The organism is Methylobacterium sp. AC433, from assembly GCF_979253015.1.
The window spans coordinates 121,036-136,265 of the sequence record NZ_CEEDBN010000005.1 but is presented as its reverse complement, the minus strand read 5'-3'; the positions used below and the strand labels follow the sequence as shown (position 1 = coordinate 136,265).

13 protein-coding genes are annotated in these 15,230 nt (G+C 68.5%); 1 reads left to right on the top strand and 12 read right to left on the bottom strand.

Annotation, left to right across the window (positions count from 1 at the left end):
• Nucleotides 1-3 precede the first annotated feature (3 nt).
• The 8 genes from AC0IWM_RS10210 to AC0IWM_RS10175 all read right to left on the bottom strand — a co-directional run bounded on the left by AC0IWM_RS10210 (nucleotide 4) and on the right by AC0IWM_RS10175 (nucleotide 8,417).
• The gene (locus AC0IWM_RS10210) at nucleotides 4-699 is read right to left on the bottom strand and encodes a response regulator (RefSeq protein WP_056354953.1); all 696 of its coding nucleotides are present in this window, start codon (nucleotides 697-699) and stop codon (nucleotides 4-6) included.
• Nucleotides 696-3,416: a sensor histidine kinase gene (locus AC0IWM_RS10205; protein WP_056354951.1), complete on the bottom strand. Its 2,721-nt coding sequence runs from the start codon at nucleotides 3,414-3,416 to the stop codon at nucleotides 696-698. Before AC0IWM_RS10205 ends, AC0IWM_RS10210 begins: the two co-directional genes overlap by 4 nt.
• A gap of 24 nt (nucleotides 3,417-3,440) precedes the next feature.
• Complete coding sequence (locus tag AC0IWM_RS10200) at nucleotides 3,441-4,046, bottom strand: K(+)-transporting ATPase subunit C (RefSeq protein WP_056354948.1); 606 nt, start codon at nucleotides 4,044-4,046, stop codon at nucleotides 3,441-3,443.
• A gap of 34 nt (nucleotides 4,047-4,080) precedes the next feature.
• On the bottom strand, nucleotides 4,081-6,174 hold the full coding sequence (gene kdpB / locus AC0IWM_RS10195; protein WP_056354945.1) for a potassium-transporting ATPase subunit KdpB: 2,094 nt from the start codon (nucleotides 6,172-6,174) through the stop codon (nucleotides 4,081-4,083).
• Nucleotides 6,175-6,236: 62 nt separating this feature from the next.
• A complete protein-coding gene (locus AC0IWM_RS10190) occupies nucleotides 6,237-6,452 on the bottom strand; it encodes a hypothetical protein (protein ID WP_056354942.1) in 216 nt (71 codons plus the stop codon).
• Between the two features lies 1 nt (nucleotide 6,453).
• Complete coding sequence (gene kdpA, locus AC0IWM_RS10185; RefSeq protein ID WP_056354940.1) at nucleotides 6,454-8,169, bottom strand: potassium-transporting ATPase subunit KdpA; 1,716 nt, start codon at nucleotides 8,167-8,169, stop codon at nucleotides 6,454-6,456.
• Between the two features lie 13 nt (nucleotides 8,170-8,182).
• A complete protein-coding gene (locus AC0IWM_RS10180) occupies nucleotides 8,183-8,272 on the bottom strand; it encodes a K(+)-transporting ATPase subunit F (protein ID WP_036267122.1) in 90 nt (29 codons plus the stop codon).
• 10 nt (nucleotides 8,273-8,282) lie between these two features.
• Nucleotides 8,283-8,417, bottom strand: coding sequence for a hypothetical protein (locus AC0IWM_RS10175; protein ID WP_264051079.1), 135 nt, complete (start codon nucleotides 8,415-8,417; stop codon nucleotides 8,283-8,285).
• A gap of 655 nt (nucleotides 8,418-9,072) precedes the next feature.
• On the opposite strand from AC0IWM_RS10175, the gene AC0IWM_RS10170 reads away from it, so the two are divergent.
• Complete coding sequence (locus tag AC0IWM_RS10170; RefSeq protein WP_056354937.1) at nucleotides 9,073-10,989, top strand: potassium transporter Kup; 1,917 nt, start codon at nucleotides 9,073-9,075, stop codon at nucleotides 10,987-10,989.
• 622 nt (nucleotides 10,990-11,611) lie between these two features.
• On the opposite strand, the gene AC0IWM_RS10165 is transcribed toward AC0IWM_RS10170, so the two are convergent.
• The 4 genes from AC0IWM_RS10165 to AC0IWM_RS10150 all read right to left on the bottom strand — a co-directional run bounded on the left by AC0IWM_RS10165 (nucleotide 11,612) and on the right by AC0IWM_RS10150 (nucleotide 15,225).
• On the bottom strand, nucleotides 11,612-12,643 hold the full coding sequence (locus tag AC0IWM_RS10165; RefSeq protein WP_056354931.1) for a CBASS cGAMP-activated phospholipase: 1,032 nt from the start codon (nucleotides 12,641-12,643) through the stop codon (nucleotides 11,612-11,614).
• Between the two features lies 1 nt (nucleotide 12,644).
• On the bottom strand, nucleotides 12,645-13,067 hold the full coding sequence (locus tag AC0IWM_RS10160; protein ID WP_056355285.1) for a type II CBASS E2 protein: 423 nt from the start codon (nucleotides 13,065-13,067) through the stop codon (nucleotides 12,645-12,647).
• A gap of 35 nt (nucleotides 13,068-13,102) precedes the next feature.
• Entirely contained in the window at nucleotides 13,103-14,350 is a 1,248-nt protein-coding gene (locus tag AC0IWM_RS10155; RefSeq protein ID WP_471754869.1) for a nucleotidyltransferase domain-containing protein, read from the bottom strand.
• A gap of 158 nt (nucleotides 14,351-14,508) precedes the next feature.
• Nucleotides 14,509-15,225 carry an ImmA/IrrE family metallo-endopeptidase gene (locus AC0IWM_RS10150; RefSeq protein ID WP_056354925.1) on the bottom strand — a complete coding sequence of 239 codons (717 nt, stop codon included), beginning with the start codon at nucleotides 15,223-15,225 and terminating at the stop codon, nucleotides 14,509-14,511.
• Between the last annotated feature and the right edge of the window lie 5 nt (nucleotides 15,226-15,230).

The window sequence follows — 15,230 nt, the reverse complement described above, 5'->3', positions numbered from 1 at the left end:
CCATCAAGCCCGGGCCTCGTCCTCGGGGGCACGTAGGCGATAGCCGACGCCGGTCTCGGTCAGGAGGATGCGCGGGCGCTCGGGGTCTTCTTCCAGCTTGAGGCGAAGCTGGCGCATGTAGACGCGCAGGTATTGCGGGTCGGACGAGGTCGACACCGCGCTCATGAGCTGGGCGTGTGTCAGCGCCTTGCCGGCATGCTGGATCAGCACGCGCAGGAAGTCGTACTCGCGTGGGGTCAGCTTCACCTCGGTGCCGCGGACCCGGACGAGGCGGCGCACCAGGTCGACGCTGAGGCCGTCGACCTCGAACAGGGCTCGCTCGCCCTGGACCGCGAGTTGGTGGCGCAGGGCCGCGCGGATACGGGCCAGGAGCTCACCCATACCGAAGGGCTTGGTGACGTAGTCGTCGGCCCCGAGGTCGAGCGCCTCGACCTTGCCAGCCTCGTCGTCGCGGCTCGACAGGACCACCACCGGCAGGTCGCGAAAATCCATGCGGATGAGGCGCAACAGGTCGTGCCCGCGCATGTCCGGCAGCCCGAGGTCGAGGATGGTCAGGTCGACCGTCTCGCGGGACAGGACATCGAGGGCGGTGCGGGCGTCCGGCGCCTCGAAGATCTCGTAACCCTGGGTGGCCAAGCCCATGCGCAGGAGCTTCCTGATCGGCGGCTCGTCGTCGATGACGAGGATGTTCATGGTCATGCGGCGATATCCGCTTCGCCGCGTCCCGGAACCGGGACGGGCAGGATGATGGTGAAGACGGCGCCGAGGCGGTCGTGGCGGTTGCCGGCGGTCAGGGTGCCGCCCATGGCCTCGATGAAGCCGCGGGCGATGGCGAGGCCGAGGCCCGTCCCGGCCCGGACACTGTCGGACTTGCGGACCCGGTAGAACTTGTCGAACACGCGCTCCACGTCGGCCACCGGCACGCCGTCGCCCTCGTCGAGGATCTGGAGGCGGACCTGTCCGGGCTCGACCGCGCCCCTGACGGTGACGGTCGAGCCCTCGGGAGCGTACTTGGCGGCGTTGTCGAGGAGGTTGACCAGGACCTGTTCGAACAGGACGGGATCGAGGCGCAGGGCCGGCAGGGTGGCCGGAAGATCGAGCACGACCTGATGGCCGGCGAGGATGGAGCCTAAGCGGCGCAGGGCGGTGTCGACGGTCTCGCCGACGTCCTGCGGGGTCAGGCTCGCCGCGACCGCTCCCGCCTCCAGCCGGGTCATGTCGAGGAGGTTGACGATGAAGCGGTTGAGCCGCTCCGATTCCGCGATGATGGTGGCGAGCAGCTCGGCCTTGGCGTCGCGGGGCAGCGCCTCGTCGAGGTCGCGCAGGGTGGTGGCCGCACCCAGCACCGAGGACAGCGGGGTGCGCAGGTCGTGGCTGATCGAGGTGAGCAGGGCCTGGCGCAGGCGGTCGGTCTCGGCGGCGCGCTCGGCCCGGTCGAGATCCTCCACCAGCCGGACCCGCTCGACGGCGAGCGCCGCCATGTCGGCGAGCGCGTCGAACAGGCGGCGGTCCTCGGGCGAGAGGATGGGACCCGTGCCGTCGGCGTCGAGGCCGATCACGCCGACGATGCCGCGCCCCGTCCGCATCGGCAGGAACAGCCGCTTGGCGCCGGGCAGGGTGTCGGCGCCCCTGCCGGCGGGTCGCTCGTTGTCGAAGGCCCACTTGGCCGCGCCGAGGTCGGCCGCGTCGAGGGTGTCCTCGGGTGGGAAGCCGGCCCGGACGGAGACCGCTCCCTGATCGGGGAGAAGGACGACAACCCGGACCCGAAGCATGGCGGCGACCTGGGCGGAGGTCGCCCAGAGTACGTCGTCGAGGGTGCCGCAGCCGGAGAGCTTGCGGCTGAAGCCGTAGAGGCGTTCCGTGGCCCGGGCCCGGCCATGCGAGACCACCGCCTCGCGGCGGGACCGCGACGCGAGGTTCGAGACCGCCACGGCGACCACCGTGAACAGCAGGAACGCGGCGACGTTGGTCGGGTCGGCGATGGTGAGGGTGTAGACCGGCGGCAGGAAGAAGAAGTTGTAGGAGAGCGAGGCGATGACGACGACGGCCAGCGACGGTCCCAGGCCGAACCGTACGGCGACGGCGACGATGGCGGTGAGAAGGATGAGATCGGCGTTCTCGACGCCGAGATACGGTTCGACCAAGAGGGCGAGCCCGAGGGCCACGGCGGTGGCGAGGACACCGACGACGTAGGGCACTGGTGCGAAGGGCGGCTTGGCCGGAGCCGTGGCGACCGTCTTCGGGGGGACCGGATCGGCCTTCGCCGCTTCGCCGGTGATGACGTGGATGCTGATGTTGCCCGAGTGCCGGACGATGTCGTGCACCACCGAGCCGTTGAGGAGCTCGAACAGCTTCGACCGGTCGGCCTTGCCGAGGATGATGTGGTTGACGTTGGTCGAACGGGCGTAGGCAAGGATGTCGTCGGCGACGCGTCGACCGCCCGGAAGCGTGACGGCATCGCCGCCGAGGCGGTCGGCGAGGCGGAGGGTGTCGGCGATGCGGTCGCGGGCGGCCTCGTCGAGTGACAGGCTGCGGGGACCCTCGACCGTGATGGCGGTCCAGGGCGCGTGCAGCCGGTCGGCGAGCCGCTTGGCATGGCGCACGAGGCCGGCGGAGCGGGGATCCTCGCTGACGCATACCAGGACGCGCTCGCCGGCGCCCCACGGGCCCGCGATGGCGTTGGCCCGCATGTGGCTCAGGAGCTCGTCGTCGACCCGGTCGGCGGTGCGGCGTAACGCGAGTTCGCGCAGGGCCGTCAGGTTGCCCCGCGAAAAGTAGTGCTTGAGCGCGCGCTCGGCGTTGCCCTTCACGTAGACCTTGCCGTCGCGCAGGCGCTGGATCAGGTCGTCCGGGTTGAGGTCCACCACCTCGATGTCGTCCGCCCGGTCGAGGACGCCGTCGGGCACGGTCTCGCGCACCCGGATGCGGGTGATCTGCGCGACGACATCATTCAGACTCTCGACGTGCTGGATGTTGAGGGTGGTGTAGACGTCGATGCCGGCGTCCAGCAGTTCCTCGACGTCCTGGTAGCGCTTGGGGTGGCGCGAGCCCGGCGCGTTGGTGTGGGCGAGCTCGTCCACGAGCGCCAGGGCGGGCCTTCGGGCCAGCAATCCGTCGAGGTCCATCTCGTCGAGCGCCGTGCCGTGGTACGCGACCGAGCGCCGGCCGAGCACCTCGAACCCCTCGACGAGCGCCAGGGTCTCGGCGCGCCCGTGGGTCTCGACCACACCGACGACCACGTCGGTGCCGGCCTTCAGCCTCGCCCGGCCGACGGTGAGCATCTCGTATGTCTTGCCAACCCCCGGGGCCGCCCCGAGGAAGATCTTGAGGCGACCCCGTCCGCCTTCCTCCCGACGCGCGGCCTGCAGCAGGGCGTCGGGCGAGGGACGGTCGGGTTCGCGCAGGGGCGTCGGCATGGGGCGGCCTGTCATGAGGCTGGCTTACTTCGAGTCTGAACCGTCCAAGGCGAGGTTCAGGGCGAGCACGTTCACGCGGGGCTCTCCGAGGATACCGAGGAAGCGACCCTGGACCTGGGCCCCCACCAGGGAGCGCACCCGATCCTCGGGCAGATTGCGCGCTTTGGCGACCCGGGGAACCTGGAACAGGGCTGCCTCGGGCGAGATGTCGGGATCGAGGCCCGAGCCGCTCGCCGTCACGAGGTCGACCGGCACGGTGGCACTAGGGTTCTCGGCCTTCAGGGCGTCGAGGTCGCCTTTGACCCGCTCGGCCAGGGCCGCGCTCGTCGGCCCGAGGTTGGAGCCAGATGAGTTCGCTGCGTTGTAGGGCGACGGCACGGTCTTGGTGGCGTCGGCCGGATCGGCGGCGCTCGTGGCCGAGGGACGACCGTGGAAGTATCCGTCTTGCGTGAAGGACTGCCCGATCAGGCTGGAGCCGACGACTTTGCCGTCGCGCTCGATCAGGCTGCCGGCGGCCTTGGCCGGGAAGATCGCCCCCGCGATGCCGGTCATCGCGAGGGGGTAGGCGAGGCCCGTCATCGCCGTCAGGGCGATCAGAAGGACGAAGGCGGGGCGAAGCTGGTTCAACATGGCGATGCTCCAAGAGGTGATCGGCGGGGACGGCTCAGACGAGGTGCAGGGCGGTGACCGCGAGGTCGATCGCCTTGATGCCGACGAAGGGCACGAGGATGCCGCCGAGCCCGTAGATCAGGAGGTTCCGGCGCAGCAGCGCCCCGGCGCCGACCGCCCGGTAGGACACGCCCTTCAGCGCCAGCGGGATCAGGACGACGATGATGAGGGCGTTGAAGATGATGGCCGAGAGGATCGCGCTCTCGGGCGAGGCGAGGCCCATGACGTTGAGGGCCTGGAGCTGCGGGTAGAGCACCAGGAACATGGCCGGGATGATGGCGAAATACTTGGCCACGTCGTTGGCGATGGAGAAGGTGGTCAGTGCCCCGCGGGTCATCAGGAGCTGCTTGCCGATGCCGACGATCTCGATGAGCTTTGTCGGGTCGCTGTCGAGGTCGACCATGTTGCCGGCCTCGCGGGCCGCCACCGTGCCGGTGTTCATCGCGACACCGACATCGGCCTGGGCCAGCGCCGGGGCGTCGTTGGTGCCGTCGCCGCACATGGCGACGAGCTTGCCCTGGGACTGCTCCTTGCGGATCAGCGCGAGCTTGTCCTCCGGGGTGGCCTGGGCGAGGAAGTCGTCGACGCCGGCCTCCGCCGCGATGGCGGCGGCGGTCATGGGGTTGTCGCCGGTGATCATCACCGTACGGATGCCCATCTGGCGCAGCTCCGCGAAGCGCTCGCGTATGCCGCCCTTCACGATGTCCTTGAGGTAGACGACGCCGAGAAGCCGGCCGTCCCGCGTCACGGCGAGCGGGGTGCCGCCCGCCTTGGCCACGTCCTCGGCAATGGACTGGATCTCGCGCACGGCCTCGTCGGCGACGCCGGGGCTGTAGGCCAGGGCCGCGCTCGATCCGCGTGTGGCCATCGGCTGCTGGCTCACCGACGCGATGATGGAATCGACGGCGCCCTTGCGGATGGAGGAACCGTCGAGGTCGACGCCGCTCATCCGGGTCTGGGCGGTGAACGGCACGAAGGTGGCGTTGAGGCTTCCCATGTCGCGGGCGCGGATGCCGTACTTCTCCTTGGCCAGCACCACGATGGAGCGACCCTCCGGGGTCTCGTCGGCCAGCGATGCCAACTGGGCGGCGTCGGCGAGGTCCTGCTCGGATACGCCGCGGACGGGACGGAACTCGATGGCCTGCCGGTTGCCCAGCGTGATCGTGCCGGTCTTATCCAGCAGCAGGGTATCGACGTCGCCAGCCGCCTCGACGGCGCGCCCCGACATGGCAAGGACGTTGAAGCGCACAAGGCGGTCCATGCCGGCGATGCCGATGGCGGACAGGAGCGCCCCGATGGTGGTGGGGATCAGGGTGACGAACAGTGCGACGAGCACGATGAGCGGGATCGATCCGCCGGCATAGGAGGCGAAGCTCGGGATCGAGGCGACGGCGAAGACGAAGATGATGGTCAGGCCCGCGAGCAGGATGTTGAGCGCGATCTCGTTCGGGGTCTTCTGTCGCGAGGCACCCTCCACCAGGGCGATCATCCGGTCGACGAAGGTCGAGCCGGCGGCGGCGGTGATCCGCACCCGGATCTCGTCGGAGAGCACCTGGGTGCCACCGGTGACCGCCGAGCGGTCGCCGCCGGATTCCCGGATCACCGGTGCTGATTCACCCGTGATTGCGGCCTCGTTGACCGAGGCGACGCCGAGGATCACCTCGCCGTCCGACGGGATGATGTCGCCGGCCTCGACCAGCACCACGTCGCCGACCTTGAGGTCGTTGCCGGGGATGGTCTCGAACTCCCGGCCGGCGCCCTTCAGGCGCTTGGCCATGGTCTCGGTGCGGGTGCGCCGGAGGCTGTCGGCCTGGGCCTTGCCGCGTCCCTCGGCGATGGCCTCGGCGAAGTTGGCGAACAGCACGGTGAACCACAGCCAGAGGATGATCTGGCCGGAGAAGGCGAGGTTCGCCCCGCCGGTCGCTACGTCACGGATGAACAGGACGGTGGTCAGCGCGGCCACGACCTCGACCACGAACATGACCGGGTTCTTGATCATCTTGCGTGGGTCGAGCTTGGTCAGGGCGCCGATGAGCGCCGGACCGACGAGAGCGGCGCTGAACAGGCTGGTGGAATTTGGGCGGGCCATTGCGGGTGTCCGATTGGAAGACGTCTTCAGGGTCGGCGCGGTCCCGCGCCGTGGAGCGGGGTTCAAGGTGCGAGCGCATCGCCGACGAGGGCGACCCCGGCCATCAGGCCGAGGGCGCCGAGCATGGCCAGGCCGAGCATGGCGAGGATGACGTCCGAAAGCCGAATGTCCTTTCGGTTGCGCTCGATCCGGCTCCAGGGCTGGGACCGCGGCCTGTGACGGGCCAGGGCGCGCCGCATCGCGGCGCGGTTGCGGGATGGCAGCATGGCGAGTTGCATCTCAGCCTCCCGCCGCGAAGGTCTGACCAAGGCCGCCGGCGAGGTGCTCGACGATCGGCCCGAGGGCCAGGGTGGGGAAGAACGTCAGTCCGCCGACGATGAGGATCACGCCGACGAGGAGCCCGACGAACAGGCCGCCGTGGGTCGGGAACGTCCCCGCGGAGGCCGGAACCGTCTTCTTGGCCGCCAACGACCCCGCGATGGCGAGCGCCGGGACGATCACGAAGAACCGCCCGAAGAGCATGCCGATACCCAGCGTCGTGTTGTAGAAAGCCGTGTTCGCCGTGAGCCCGCCGAAGGCTGAGCCGTTGTTGGCCGCCGCCGAGGTGAAGGCGTAGAGGATCTCCGAGAAGCCGTGCGGGCCGGCGTTGGCGGGCCCGGCGAGGCCGGCGGCGACCACGGTGGCCAGCGCGGTGAAGCCGAGCATTATCAGCGGCAGGCATAGGATGGCGAGCATCGCCATCTTGACCTCGCGGCCCTCGATCTTCTTGCCGAGATACTCGGGGGTCCGGCCGACCATCAGCCCGGCCACGAAGATCGTCACGATGACGAAGACCAGGATGCCGTAGAGGCCGGCGCCGACGCCGCCGACGATGATCTCGCCGAGCTGCATGTTGATCATCGGGATCATGCCGCCGAGCGCCGTGAAGCTGTCGTGCATGGCATTGACCGCGCCGCAGGACGCCGCCGTGGTCACCGCCGCGAACAGGGCGGACGCGACGATGCCGAAGCGGACCTCCTTGCCCTCCATGTTTCCCCCGGTGAGGCTGAAGGAATTGAGGACGGGACTGCCTGCGCTCTCAGCCCAATAGACCACCGCGGTTCCGGCGAGGAACAGCACGCCCATGGCGGACAGGATGGCCCAGCCCTGGCGCTCGTCGCCGACCATGCGGCCGAAGACGTTGGTCATCGCCGCGCCGATGGCGAAGATCGAGACCATCTGGACGAAGTTCGACAGCGTGGTCGGGTTCTCGAACGGGTGCGCGGCGTTGACGTTGAAGAAGCCACCGCCGTTGGTGCCGAGCATCTTGATCGCGACCTGGCTCGCCACCGGGCCGACCGCCAGGGTCTGCTTGGCGCCTTCCAGGGTCGTCGCCTCGACGGCACCGCCGAGCGTCTGCGGAATGCCCTGCCAGACGTAGAACAGGGTCAGCACCATGCAGAGCGGCAGCAGCACGTAGAGGGTGGTCCGGGTCAGATCGACCCAGAACGAGCCCACGGTCTTGGCCGAGGCCCGGGAGAAGCCGCGCACGAGGGCGACGGCGAGCGCGATGCCGGTGGCCGCCGACAGGAAGTTCTGGTGGGTCAGCCCCAGCATCTGGGTGAGGTACGACATCGTCGTCTCGCCGCCGTAGGACTGCCAGTTGGTGTTGGTGACGAAGCTCGTCGACGTGTTGAAGGCGAGGTCGGGCGCGACCGCCGACTGCCCGTCCGGATTGAACGGCAGCACCGCCTGGAAGCGCAGAAGCCCGTACAGGGCGAGGAAGCCGAGGACGTGGAAGGTCAGCATGGTCAGGGCGTAGGCCAGCCAGTGCTGCTCCTGCGAGGCGTTGATGCCGGCGACGCGGTAGAGCCCACGCTCGACGGGCGCGAGGACGGGAGACAGGAGGGTTCGCTCACCCGTGAACACGCGGGTCATGTAGCCGCCGAGGGGGCGTGCGAGCGCGACGACGACCGCGCAGAACAGCGCGATCTGGAACCAGCCGTTGAGGGTCATGGGAGGTGTTCCTTCAGAACCGCTCGGGGCGGACGAGGGCGTAGGTTAGGTAGCCGAGCAGCCCGAGGGTCACGAGGGCGCCGAGGGTGAGGTCGAGGGTCATGGCAGGTCCCTCAGAGGCGTTCGCAAAGGGCGGCGTAGCCGGCGGCCAGGCCGAAGAAGGCGAGCCCCACGGCGATGAAGGTCAGATCGAGCATGGTGCGTCCGTTTCGGTTCGGCGGACCGGTGCCATGACCGGTCGCGCTCATGACCTTGATGTGGCCCGGAACCGCATTAGGGTTCGAGAGGGACGAGAGGGCGATCTTATAAGGATCTCATCAGGATCGCCGGGACCATGACCCGCCGCGTCGCCTTCCTCGGTATTCCCGGCGGAAACAGCCGACGTCGGCTCATTCCGAAATCAGGGTCGATCGGCGCAATGCCTGGCGAAGCTCCGGGCAGCCGACGGGGCACTCGGCTTGCACGGATCTCGGACAGGCCGCCCTCCATACGGAGCGGTCAGCCTGGACGACGCCGTCGTTGCCGAGGTGGAAGCCGTGGAAGCGCACGCCGCAGGTACGGCACTGCGAGCGGATGTTGCGAAGTCGGTCCCGCGTCGGTTGCCGGTCGAAGGAATGGCGTTCGTCACGTGGCGCCTCTTGCCGGGACGGCAGCGGCTCCGTCGGGGCTTGGCGTCGTACGAAGACGTTCATGGAGATGGTTCGACCCTGCGCCGCGGATAAGGCAGGCGAACATCCTCGAACCCGCATAAGGGATCGAGATGGACCGATGGACATTCGCATAAGGATTTCGGTTCGACCGCCAGGGCGACGGCGCTTGCGCGGGCGACGAACAATCCTGGAGGCTTGGCCGTTATAGCCGGGCCGCGGTGATGACCGGTGGCCAAGCCAAGGGACACGACCCATGCCCACCAGCGTCACGACCCCCGTCCCATCGCCGAGGCCATCGGAGGCCGGGACTGGACATGCGCCGGGAGCCGGCTTTTGGACCCTCACCCTCGGTTCCGTCGGGGTGGTCTACGGCGACATCGGCACCAGCCCGCTCTACGCTCTGAAGGAGTCGCTCCATGCGGCCACCGGTGGCGCAGGGCACCATGCGCTGACCCGCGAGATCATCCTGGGCGTGATCTCGCTGATCCTGTGGGCGCTGATCCTCATCGTGACCGTCAAGTACGTGCTGATCGTCCTGCGGGCGGACAACGACGGCGAGGGCGGCACGCTGTCCCTCGTCGCCCTGGCGCAACGCGCACTTGGCCACCAGGGCGGGGCCGTCATCCTGATCGGCATGGCCGGCGCAGCCTTGTTCTACGGCGACGCCATCATCACCCCGGCCATCTCCGTCCTGTCCGCGGTCGAGGGCCTGAAGCTCGTCACGCCGACCTTCGAACCCTTCGTGCTGCCACTCAGCCTGGCCATCCTGATCGGCGTCTTCGTCGTCCAGAGCCATGGGACCGCCCGGGTTGCCACGTTCTTTGGCCCCATCACGGCCCTTTGGTTCCTTGCCATGGCGGTTGGCGGCTTGATCCATCTCGCCGGCGAACCCGGCATCCTCCATGCCTTCAATCCGGCGTACGGCGTGAGCTTCCTCCTAGGCCACGGAAGCGCGAGCCTGCTGGTCCTCGGCGCCGTGTTCCTCGCCGTCACCGGCGCAGAGGCGCTGTACGCGGACATGGGCCATTTCGGCGGAGGGCCGATCCGGACGGCATGGTTCGGCCTCGTCTTTCCGGCCCTCGCCCTCAACTACCTCGGACAGGGCGCCATGCTGCTCGCCCACCCGGAGAACATGGAGAACCCATTCTTCCTGCTCTACCCATCCTGGGCCCTGGTCCCGATGGTGCTGCTGGCCACGATGGCCACCGTCATCGCGAGCCAGGCGGTCATCACGGGGGCGTTCTCCATCACCCAGCAGGCGATGCAGCTGGGGCTGCTGCCGCGCATGCGGGTCCTGCGTACCTCCGAGACTGAGAGGGGCCAGATCTACATCCCGCAGGTGAATTGGTGGCTGCTCGTGGCGGTCGTCTTCCTGGTGGTGCTGTTCAAGTCCTCCACCGCACTGGCTGCGGCCTACGGGATCGCGGTCACCGGCAACATGGTCATCACGACGGCGCTGGTCTTCGTCGTGGCGTGGAAGGCGTGGAAGTGGTCGCCGGCGGTCGCGGCCTTGGTCCTGGCGCCGTTCCTGCTCATCGAGGGCGTGTTCCTGACGGGCAACGCCCTCAAGCTCCTCGACGGGGGCTGGCTTCCCCTGCTGGTGGGTGCTGTGCTCGTGACGATGATGTGGACGTGGCGCACCGGCTCCCTCTTCATCACCAGGGAGATCCACCGCGACCGTCTCCCCCTCTCCGACTTCATCGGGACGGCCACGAACGGGACGATCCAGCGCGTGCCTGGAACGGCCGTCTTCCTGACCGGCACGCTCGGCGACACGCCCGGCGCCCTGCTGCACAACGTAAGGCACAACCGCGTACTTCACGCGGAGAACATCATCGTGACGGTCGTGACGGAGGATACGCCGCGCATCGTCGGCGGGGAGCGCGTCCGGGTCGAGCAGTTGTCTGAGACCGTCAGCCGGGCCAGCGTCCGGTTCGGGTTCATGGAACTCCCCGACCTTCCGGCGGCGTTGGCGCAGGCCGGCCTGGACAGGGGCGAGCTATCCTACTTCCTGACCCGGCGCGTCCTGGTGGCGTCGTCGGAGACCGGGATGCCGGTCTGGCAGGACCGGATCTACATCGCGATGGCACAGGCGGCCACGGACGCGTCGCGCTATTTCCGCATCCCGGTCGACCGCGCCGTGGAGATCGGGTCCCAGATCAGAATCTGACGACGGTCGACGACGAGGTTCGCCCGTCGTTGGTGAACCCATGCCATAGGCGCTGCGGGCACGCCCGCGAAAGGTCGTCGCCCCGTCCCACGTCCTGCGGCGCCGTCCGTCGCATCAACATCCGGCAGGCATAGGCCTTCGCCCGGTATGCGGACCTGCGGGTGTGCGCGGCTGGATCCTGACCGGTTTCGGGCCACTCCCGGTGCAGGTCGAAAAAGGCCCGGAGGCGCAACGCGGTCTCATCCATTGGCCCGTCCACGCTCGAGGAGCGAGGCGACTTCGGCATGGGTGGTGGGTCCGGCCGCAGCCGGAAGCGCGCGGGGGTTCCGCCCGTATCCTACCGCTTCCCCTGCCTTGTTCGCCTGCCCTTCATGATCGTGACAACCACCAACCTGAATGCTCGGTCCGCCTTTTCTAATTCCGGCAGCGGGAAACGATTGCCGCGCGGATGCGGGCGTCGGACGAGGCCCTGGCCCGGCCCGGCCCGGCCCGGTCCGGCTCGGCTCGGCGTGGCGGAGGCGGAGATGGGACGGCTGCGCGGGCGGCTGGACCTGCCGGATGGCCGACCGCCCGCATCGTGACGCGCGGACCCGGAATGGCCGACCCTCGGCCGGGGGCCCTCCTAGAGAGGGAGGGGACAGGGGGTATAGGGAGCCGCCTCGTCGCCGAGGAAGACCCTCGCGATCTCGCGGCCCGACGCCTCGACGAGGGATCGGGCCATGGCCGGAAGCTCCGCGGTGGCCCGGCGATGATCGTCCAGGGCGATCGCGTTCGAGCTCTCGGGCGCATCGATCCGCATGACCCGGTCCTTGCCGACGAGGAGGCCGGCCTGGCCGAGGGCGTTGTGGGACTGCGCCCGCATCGCCGCGAGGATGACCCCCTTCCACTGGAAGAGGCCGCCCCGCGCCTTCGCCTGGTCGACCGTGAACGCCGTCTCGCCGCAGCCGAGGCTGAGGATCTCGATCTGGCCTCGCCCGACATCGTAGCACGCGAGCGCGTCGACGAGCGCGTTCATGACCGGGTTATTGGCCCAAAGACCGCCGTCGACCATCACGTAGCCGTTGTTCGGAAGCGCCTCGAAGTAGGTTGGGGCGGCGGCGGTCGAGAGGCCGACCTTCACCATGCGTTCGAAGCGGTCCTTCCGGTAATCCGGATGATGCGGCGTCTTGAAGATCCATGGCTCCCCATGCCGACCTTCGAACGAGGGGATGCAAAGTCTCGTCCGTGCATCGCCGAAGGGGGCGTCGCCGAAGATCCGGAGCAGCTCCTCCTCCAGCGGCGCGCGGTCGTATGCGTAGCGATGGGTTCGCCGCAGCGATCGCACGATGCGGCCGACCCGGGTGGGTGGCGGGAAGATGTTCGATCCACGTTCGACGTAGATGTCGCGCACGTCGCCGGCCGTCCGGCCATGGGCGAGGCCAAGGGCGATGATGCCGCCGGTGCTCGTTCCGGCGATCATGTCGAAATGGCCGGCGATCGACCTGCCGCCGAGGAAGCGGTGTTCGAGTTCGGCCAGGACCGAGGCCGGAAGGATGCCGCAGATCCCCCCGCCATCGATCGAGAGGATGCGGAAGGGCCTGTCGGCGGGCCATGGTTGGCGGATCCGGCGGCCTTGGTGGGTGTCGTCGGAACGCCGGGGCGGAACGTAAGTCATGTCAGTTCCCTGCCCGTGCGAGTTGGAGGTGACGTCCGCCGCCGGTCCATTCGCCGGTCGCTCTCCATCCCTCGTAGCAAACCAGCCAATCCACGGACCAACGCAACGTCGTCTCGGCGATCAGGTCGAAGGGCGTCCACTGGGAGGTCTCGAAGTCGAACAGGCACAGGCTCGGATTGTCCCGGGCGTCCCAATAGACGTGGGGCAGTTTTCCCTCGGGGTCGCCGTTCCGACGCCTGAGTTCCGGCGAGACGACACGCACCCTCGGCTGCTGGCGCAGGAGAGCGAACCTCTCGACGATGAGGGGAACCCTGTAGAGGACCTCGATCTCGTAGCGCGCCATGAGGGGTCGCATCGGCCCGCTCCAAGTCGCGGACCGATCGTCGATCCGGTGCATGCGGAAGGAGGGCCAGAGCCGCAGCATAGCGGCGGCCTGGTCGGCGATGCTCGGGAAGCCTTTCACCGCCGGAGGTCCCCCATGAAGGTATGGGCGCGCGCCGCGGCCGGCATCGAAGCGGAAGCCGCCCCGGCTCCGATGATGCGGGGTGCGCTCGGCACGTAGAGGGCGCCGCGGGGCGTGTAGGCCTGCGCGGAGTGGCGGATGCCGCTGCCGAGCCGCAGGTTGAACGCCTTCATCGATCGGGAGACGACGGAGTCCCCGAATTGAAGGCGCAGCCAATCCTGCGCATCCTCCAGGGAGGCCCCCCGGCGGATGGCTTCCAGACCGTCGGCGAGCCTGGTGAGATGTGCGGCGTATCCGTCCTGCTGCCCGAGGTTCTCGGGCCAGCGATCGGTGAACCGGTCGTCGGCATAGACGGGGTTCACGACCGAGACCTTCTCCCGCCTGGCCGAGGCGGCGTGGATCATCCGCGCGATCGTGCGGCACAGCCGGATCACTATGTCGGAAAGCGGTGTGCCGGGGCTCGCCGAATGGCCGGCGATGCAGCTCAGCATCACCGACGGCGGGATGCGGCCCTCGAAGCCCGCGTAGATTACGTTGCGATGCCTCTTGAGCAACTGGAGCGCGACGGTGGTCACGCTTTTGACGATCAGCGGCACTTGGCCTGGGACCTCGTCGAACTGGGCGTCGGCACGGATCTCGATGCCGGCGGCCTCGTAGATCCGCCGGTTGACGGCATCGGCGAAGCGACGTTCGACGGGCGTGAGCTGGTTGTACCAGCCGCCGAACCCGTAGGCGTTCATCGGCACGTGCCGCCCTTCGTGCGAGGGCCTGTCGGGACTGCTATGGAAAATGTGGCTTTCCCGTTCCGCCCCATGCGGCAGGAGCGAGGATGGGGTGACGTCGACGTGCATGCCGTCGGCGAAGAAGACCGTGACGCACCGGGTCTGACGCTCGACCGGTTTGGAGGTCGGGTAGTCGCGCAGGGCCGCGTGGACGAGGTCGAGGACCGCCCCGGGGGGAGCCTCGTGGTGGACGTCGAGTTCCGCGACGTAGTCGAGGTCGTACTCCTCGTCCGTCCCTCGCGTGGAGATGGTGGCGTCGATGGCCATCGACCCCTGCGGATAGAAGCGCCGGACCCGGTCCTTCAGGGAGCTCCCGTCGCGTTCCATGTGCTTGCAGACCGATTCGCCGCGTCCGCACGCCTTTTCGTGCAATCCCGGCGGAAGCTGCACGCGCACGGCGATATCGATGAGGAGGGCATCGAGCGGTTCCGCAAGGGGATCGGTCTCGAAGTTCGGCGTCATGCGGTTCATGTCGTTCTTTCGGTACGAGGGGCCAGGCCCGCCGCTATCGGGGCGCGCCGCTCCGACGACCGCATCTCGCTATGCCGAATCGCCGATATGCTGATCAGCGTAGTTCGGGTCTGAGGAAGGAGTCAACAGCCCCGTTCGAACGAACGGGGTCAGCCGAAAAGCGTCGGGACCCTGGGCGTGGAACTGATGTAGTTCAGCTTCAGGAGGCGCACGCGTGCCGCGTCCCTTGAGACCTGGAAACGAGCCCGCAGCGCCTCGATCATCGCATCGGATACGCCCTCGCCGACCTGGTACGGCGCCAGGGCGTCCTGGGCGGCGAGGATGGGTGCGAGCAGGCCCCGGATCGCGCCGACGGGCATGAGGTAGCTGCCCGAGGCGTAGCAGGCCTGCCATTCGAGCCAGTCGCCTTTCGGCGCATCGAGCATCGTATCGCGCTTGCAGACCAGGCGATGCTCGCGGGCATGTTCGAACATGTCGCCGGGAGTGAAGGCCGCCTGGAAAAGCCCGTCGTGGAGACGGACATGCCCAAGCTCGTGCGCCAGCGTCGTCCTGTACCGGTTCTCGCGGCGGGTATCGGTCGACAGGGGCTTGGAGATCTCGATGTCGGGGATCGCGCCGCTCTTGAAGCGGGTCACCCCCTCGACGTCGTGTCCGTCCGGCGTGAGGTCGGCGTAGACGTCCAACACGTCGACATGCTGCTCGATGAGCACGGTCAGGTCATCGGTCGAGATCGGGTACTCGACCTTGCCCCTGTGGCGCATGAGGAAACCGGCCACGAGCGTCTCGCATTCGCGATCGATCTCCTCCTGCCTGAAGTGCGGCCGCCTGCGGAACCGCCTCGTCTCGTCCGGCACCATCATCACCATGGCCG

Bases quoted from the DNA above. Each gene is read 5' to 3' on its own strand.
- AC0IWM_RS10205 (WP_056354951.1), bottom strand. From the start codon at position 3,416: ATGCCGACGCCCCTGCGCGAACCCGACCGTCCCTCGCCCGACGCCCTG.
- AC0IWM_RS10175 (WP_264051079.1), bottom strand. From the start codon at position 8,417: ATGAGCGCGACCGGTCATGGCACCGGTCCGCCGAACCGAAACGGACGC.
- AC0IWM_RS10180 (WP_036267122.1), bottom strand. From the start codon at position 8,272: ATGACCCTCGACCTCACCCTCGGCGCCCTCGTGACCCTCGGGCTGCTC.
- AC0IWM_RS10155 (WP_471754869.1), bottom strand. From the start codon at position 14,350: ATGACGCCGAACTTCGAGACCGATCCCCTTGCGGAACCGCTCGATGCC.
- kdpA (WP_056354940.1), bottom strand. From the start codon at position 8,169: ATGACCCTCAACGGCTGGTTCCAGATCGCGCTGTTCTGCGCGGTCGTC.
- AC0IWM_RS10170 (WP_056354937.1), top strand. From the start codon at position 9,073: ATGCCCACCAGCGTCACGACCCCCGTCCCATCGCCGAGGCCATCGGAG.
- AC0IWM_RS10150 (WP_056354925.1), bottom strand. From the start codon at position 15,225: ATGGTGATGATGGTGCCGGACGAGACGAGGCGGTTCCGCAGGCGGCCG.
- AC0IWM_RS10210 (WP_056354953.1), bottom strand. From the start codon at position 699: ATGACCATGAACATCCTCGTCATCGACGACGAGCCGCCGATCAGGAAG.
- AC0IWM_RS10160 (WP_056355285.1), bottom strand. From the start codon at position 13,067: ATGCTGCGGCTCTGGCCCTCCTTCCGCATGCACCGGATCGACGATCGG.
- kdpB (WP_056354945.1), bottom strand. From the start codon at position 6,174: ATGGCCCGCCCAAATTCCACCAGCCTGTTCAGCGCCGCTCTCGTCGGT.
- AC0IWM_RS10190 (WP_056354942.1), bottom strand. From the start codon at position 6,452: ATGCAACTCGCCATGCTGCCATCCCGCAACCGCGCCGCGATGCGGCGC.
- AC0IWM_RS10165 (WP_056354931.1), bottom strand. From the start codon at position 12,643: ATGACTTACGTTCCGCCCCGGCGTTCCGACGACACCCACCAAGGCCGC.
- AC0IWM_RS10200 (WP_056354948.1), bottom strand. From the start codon at position 4,046: ATGTTGAACCAGCTTCGCCCCGCCTTCGTCCTTCTGATCGCCCTGACG.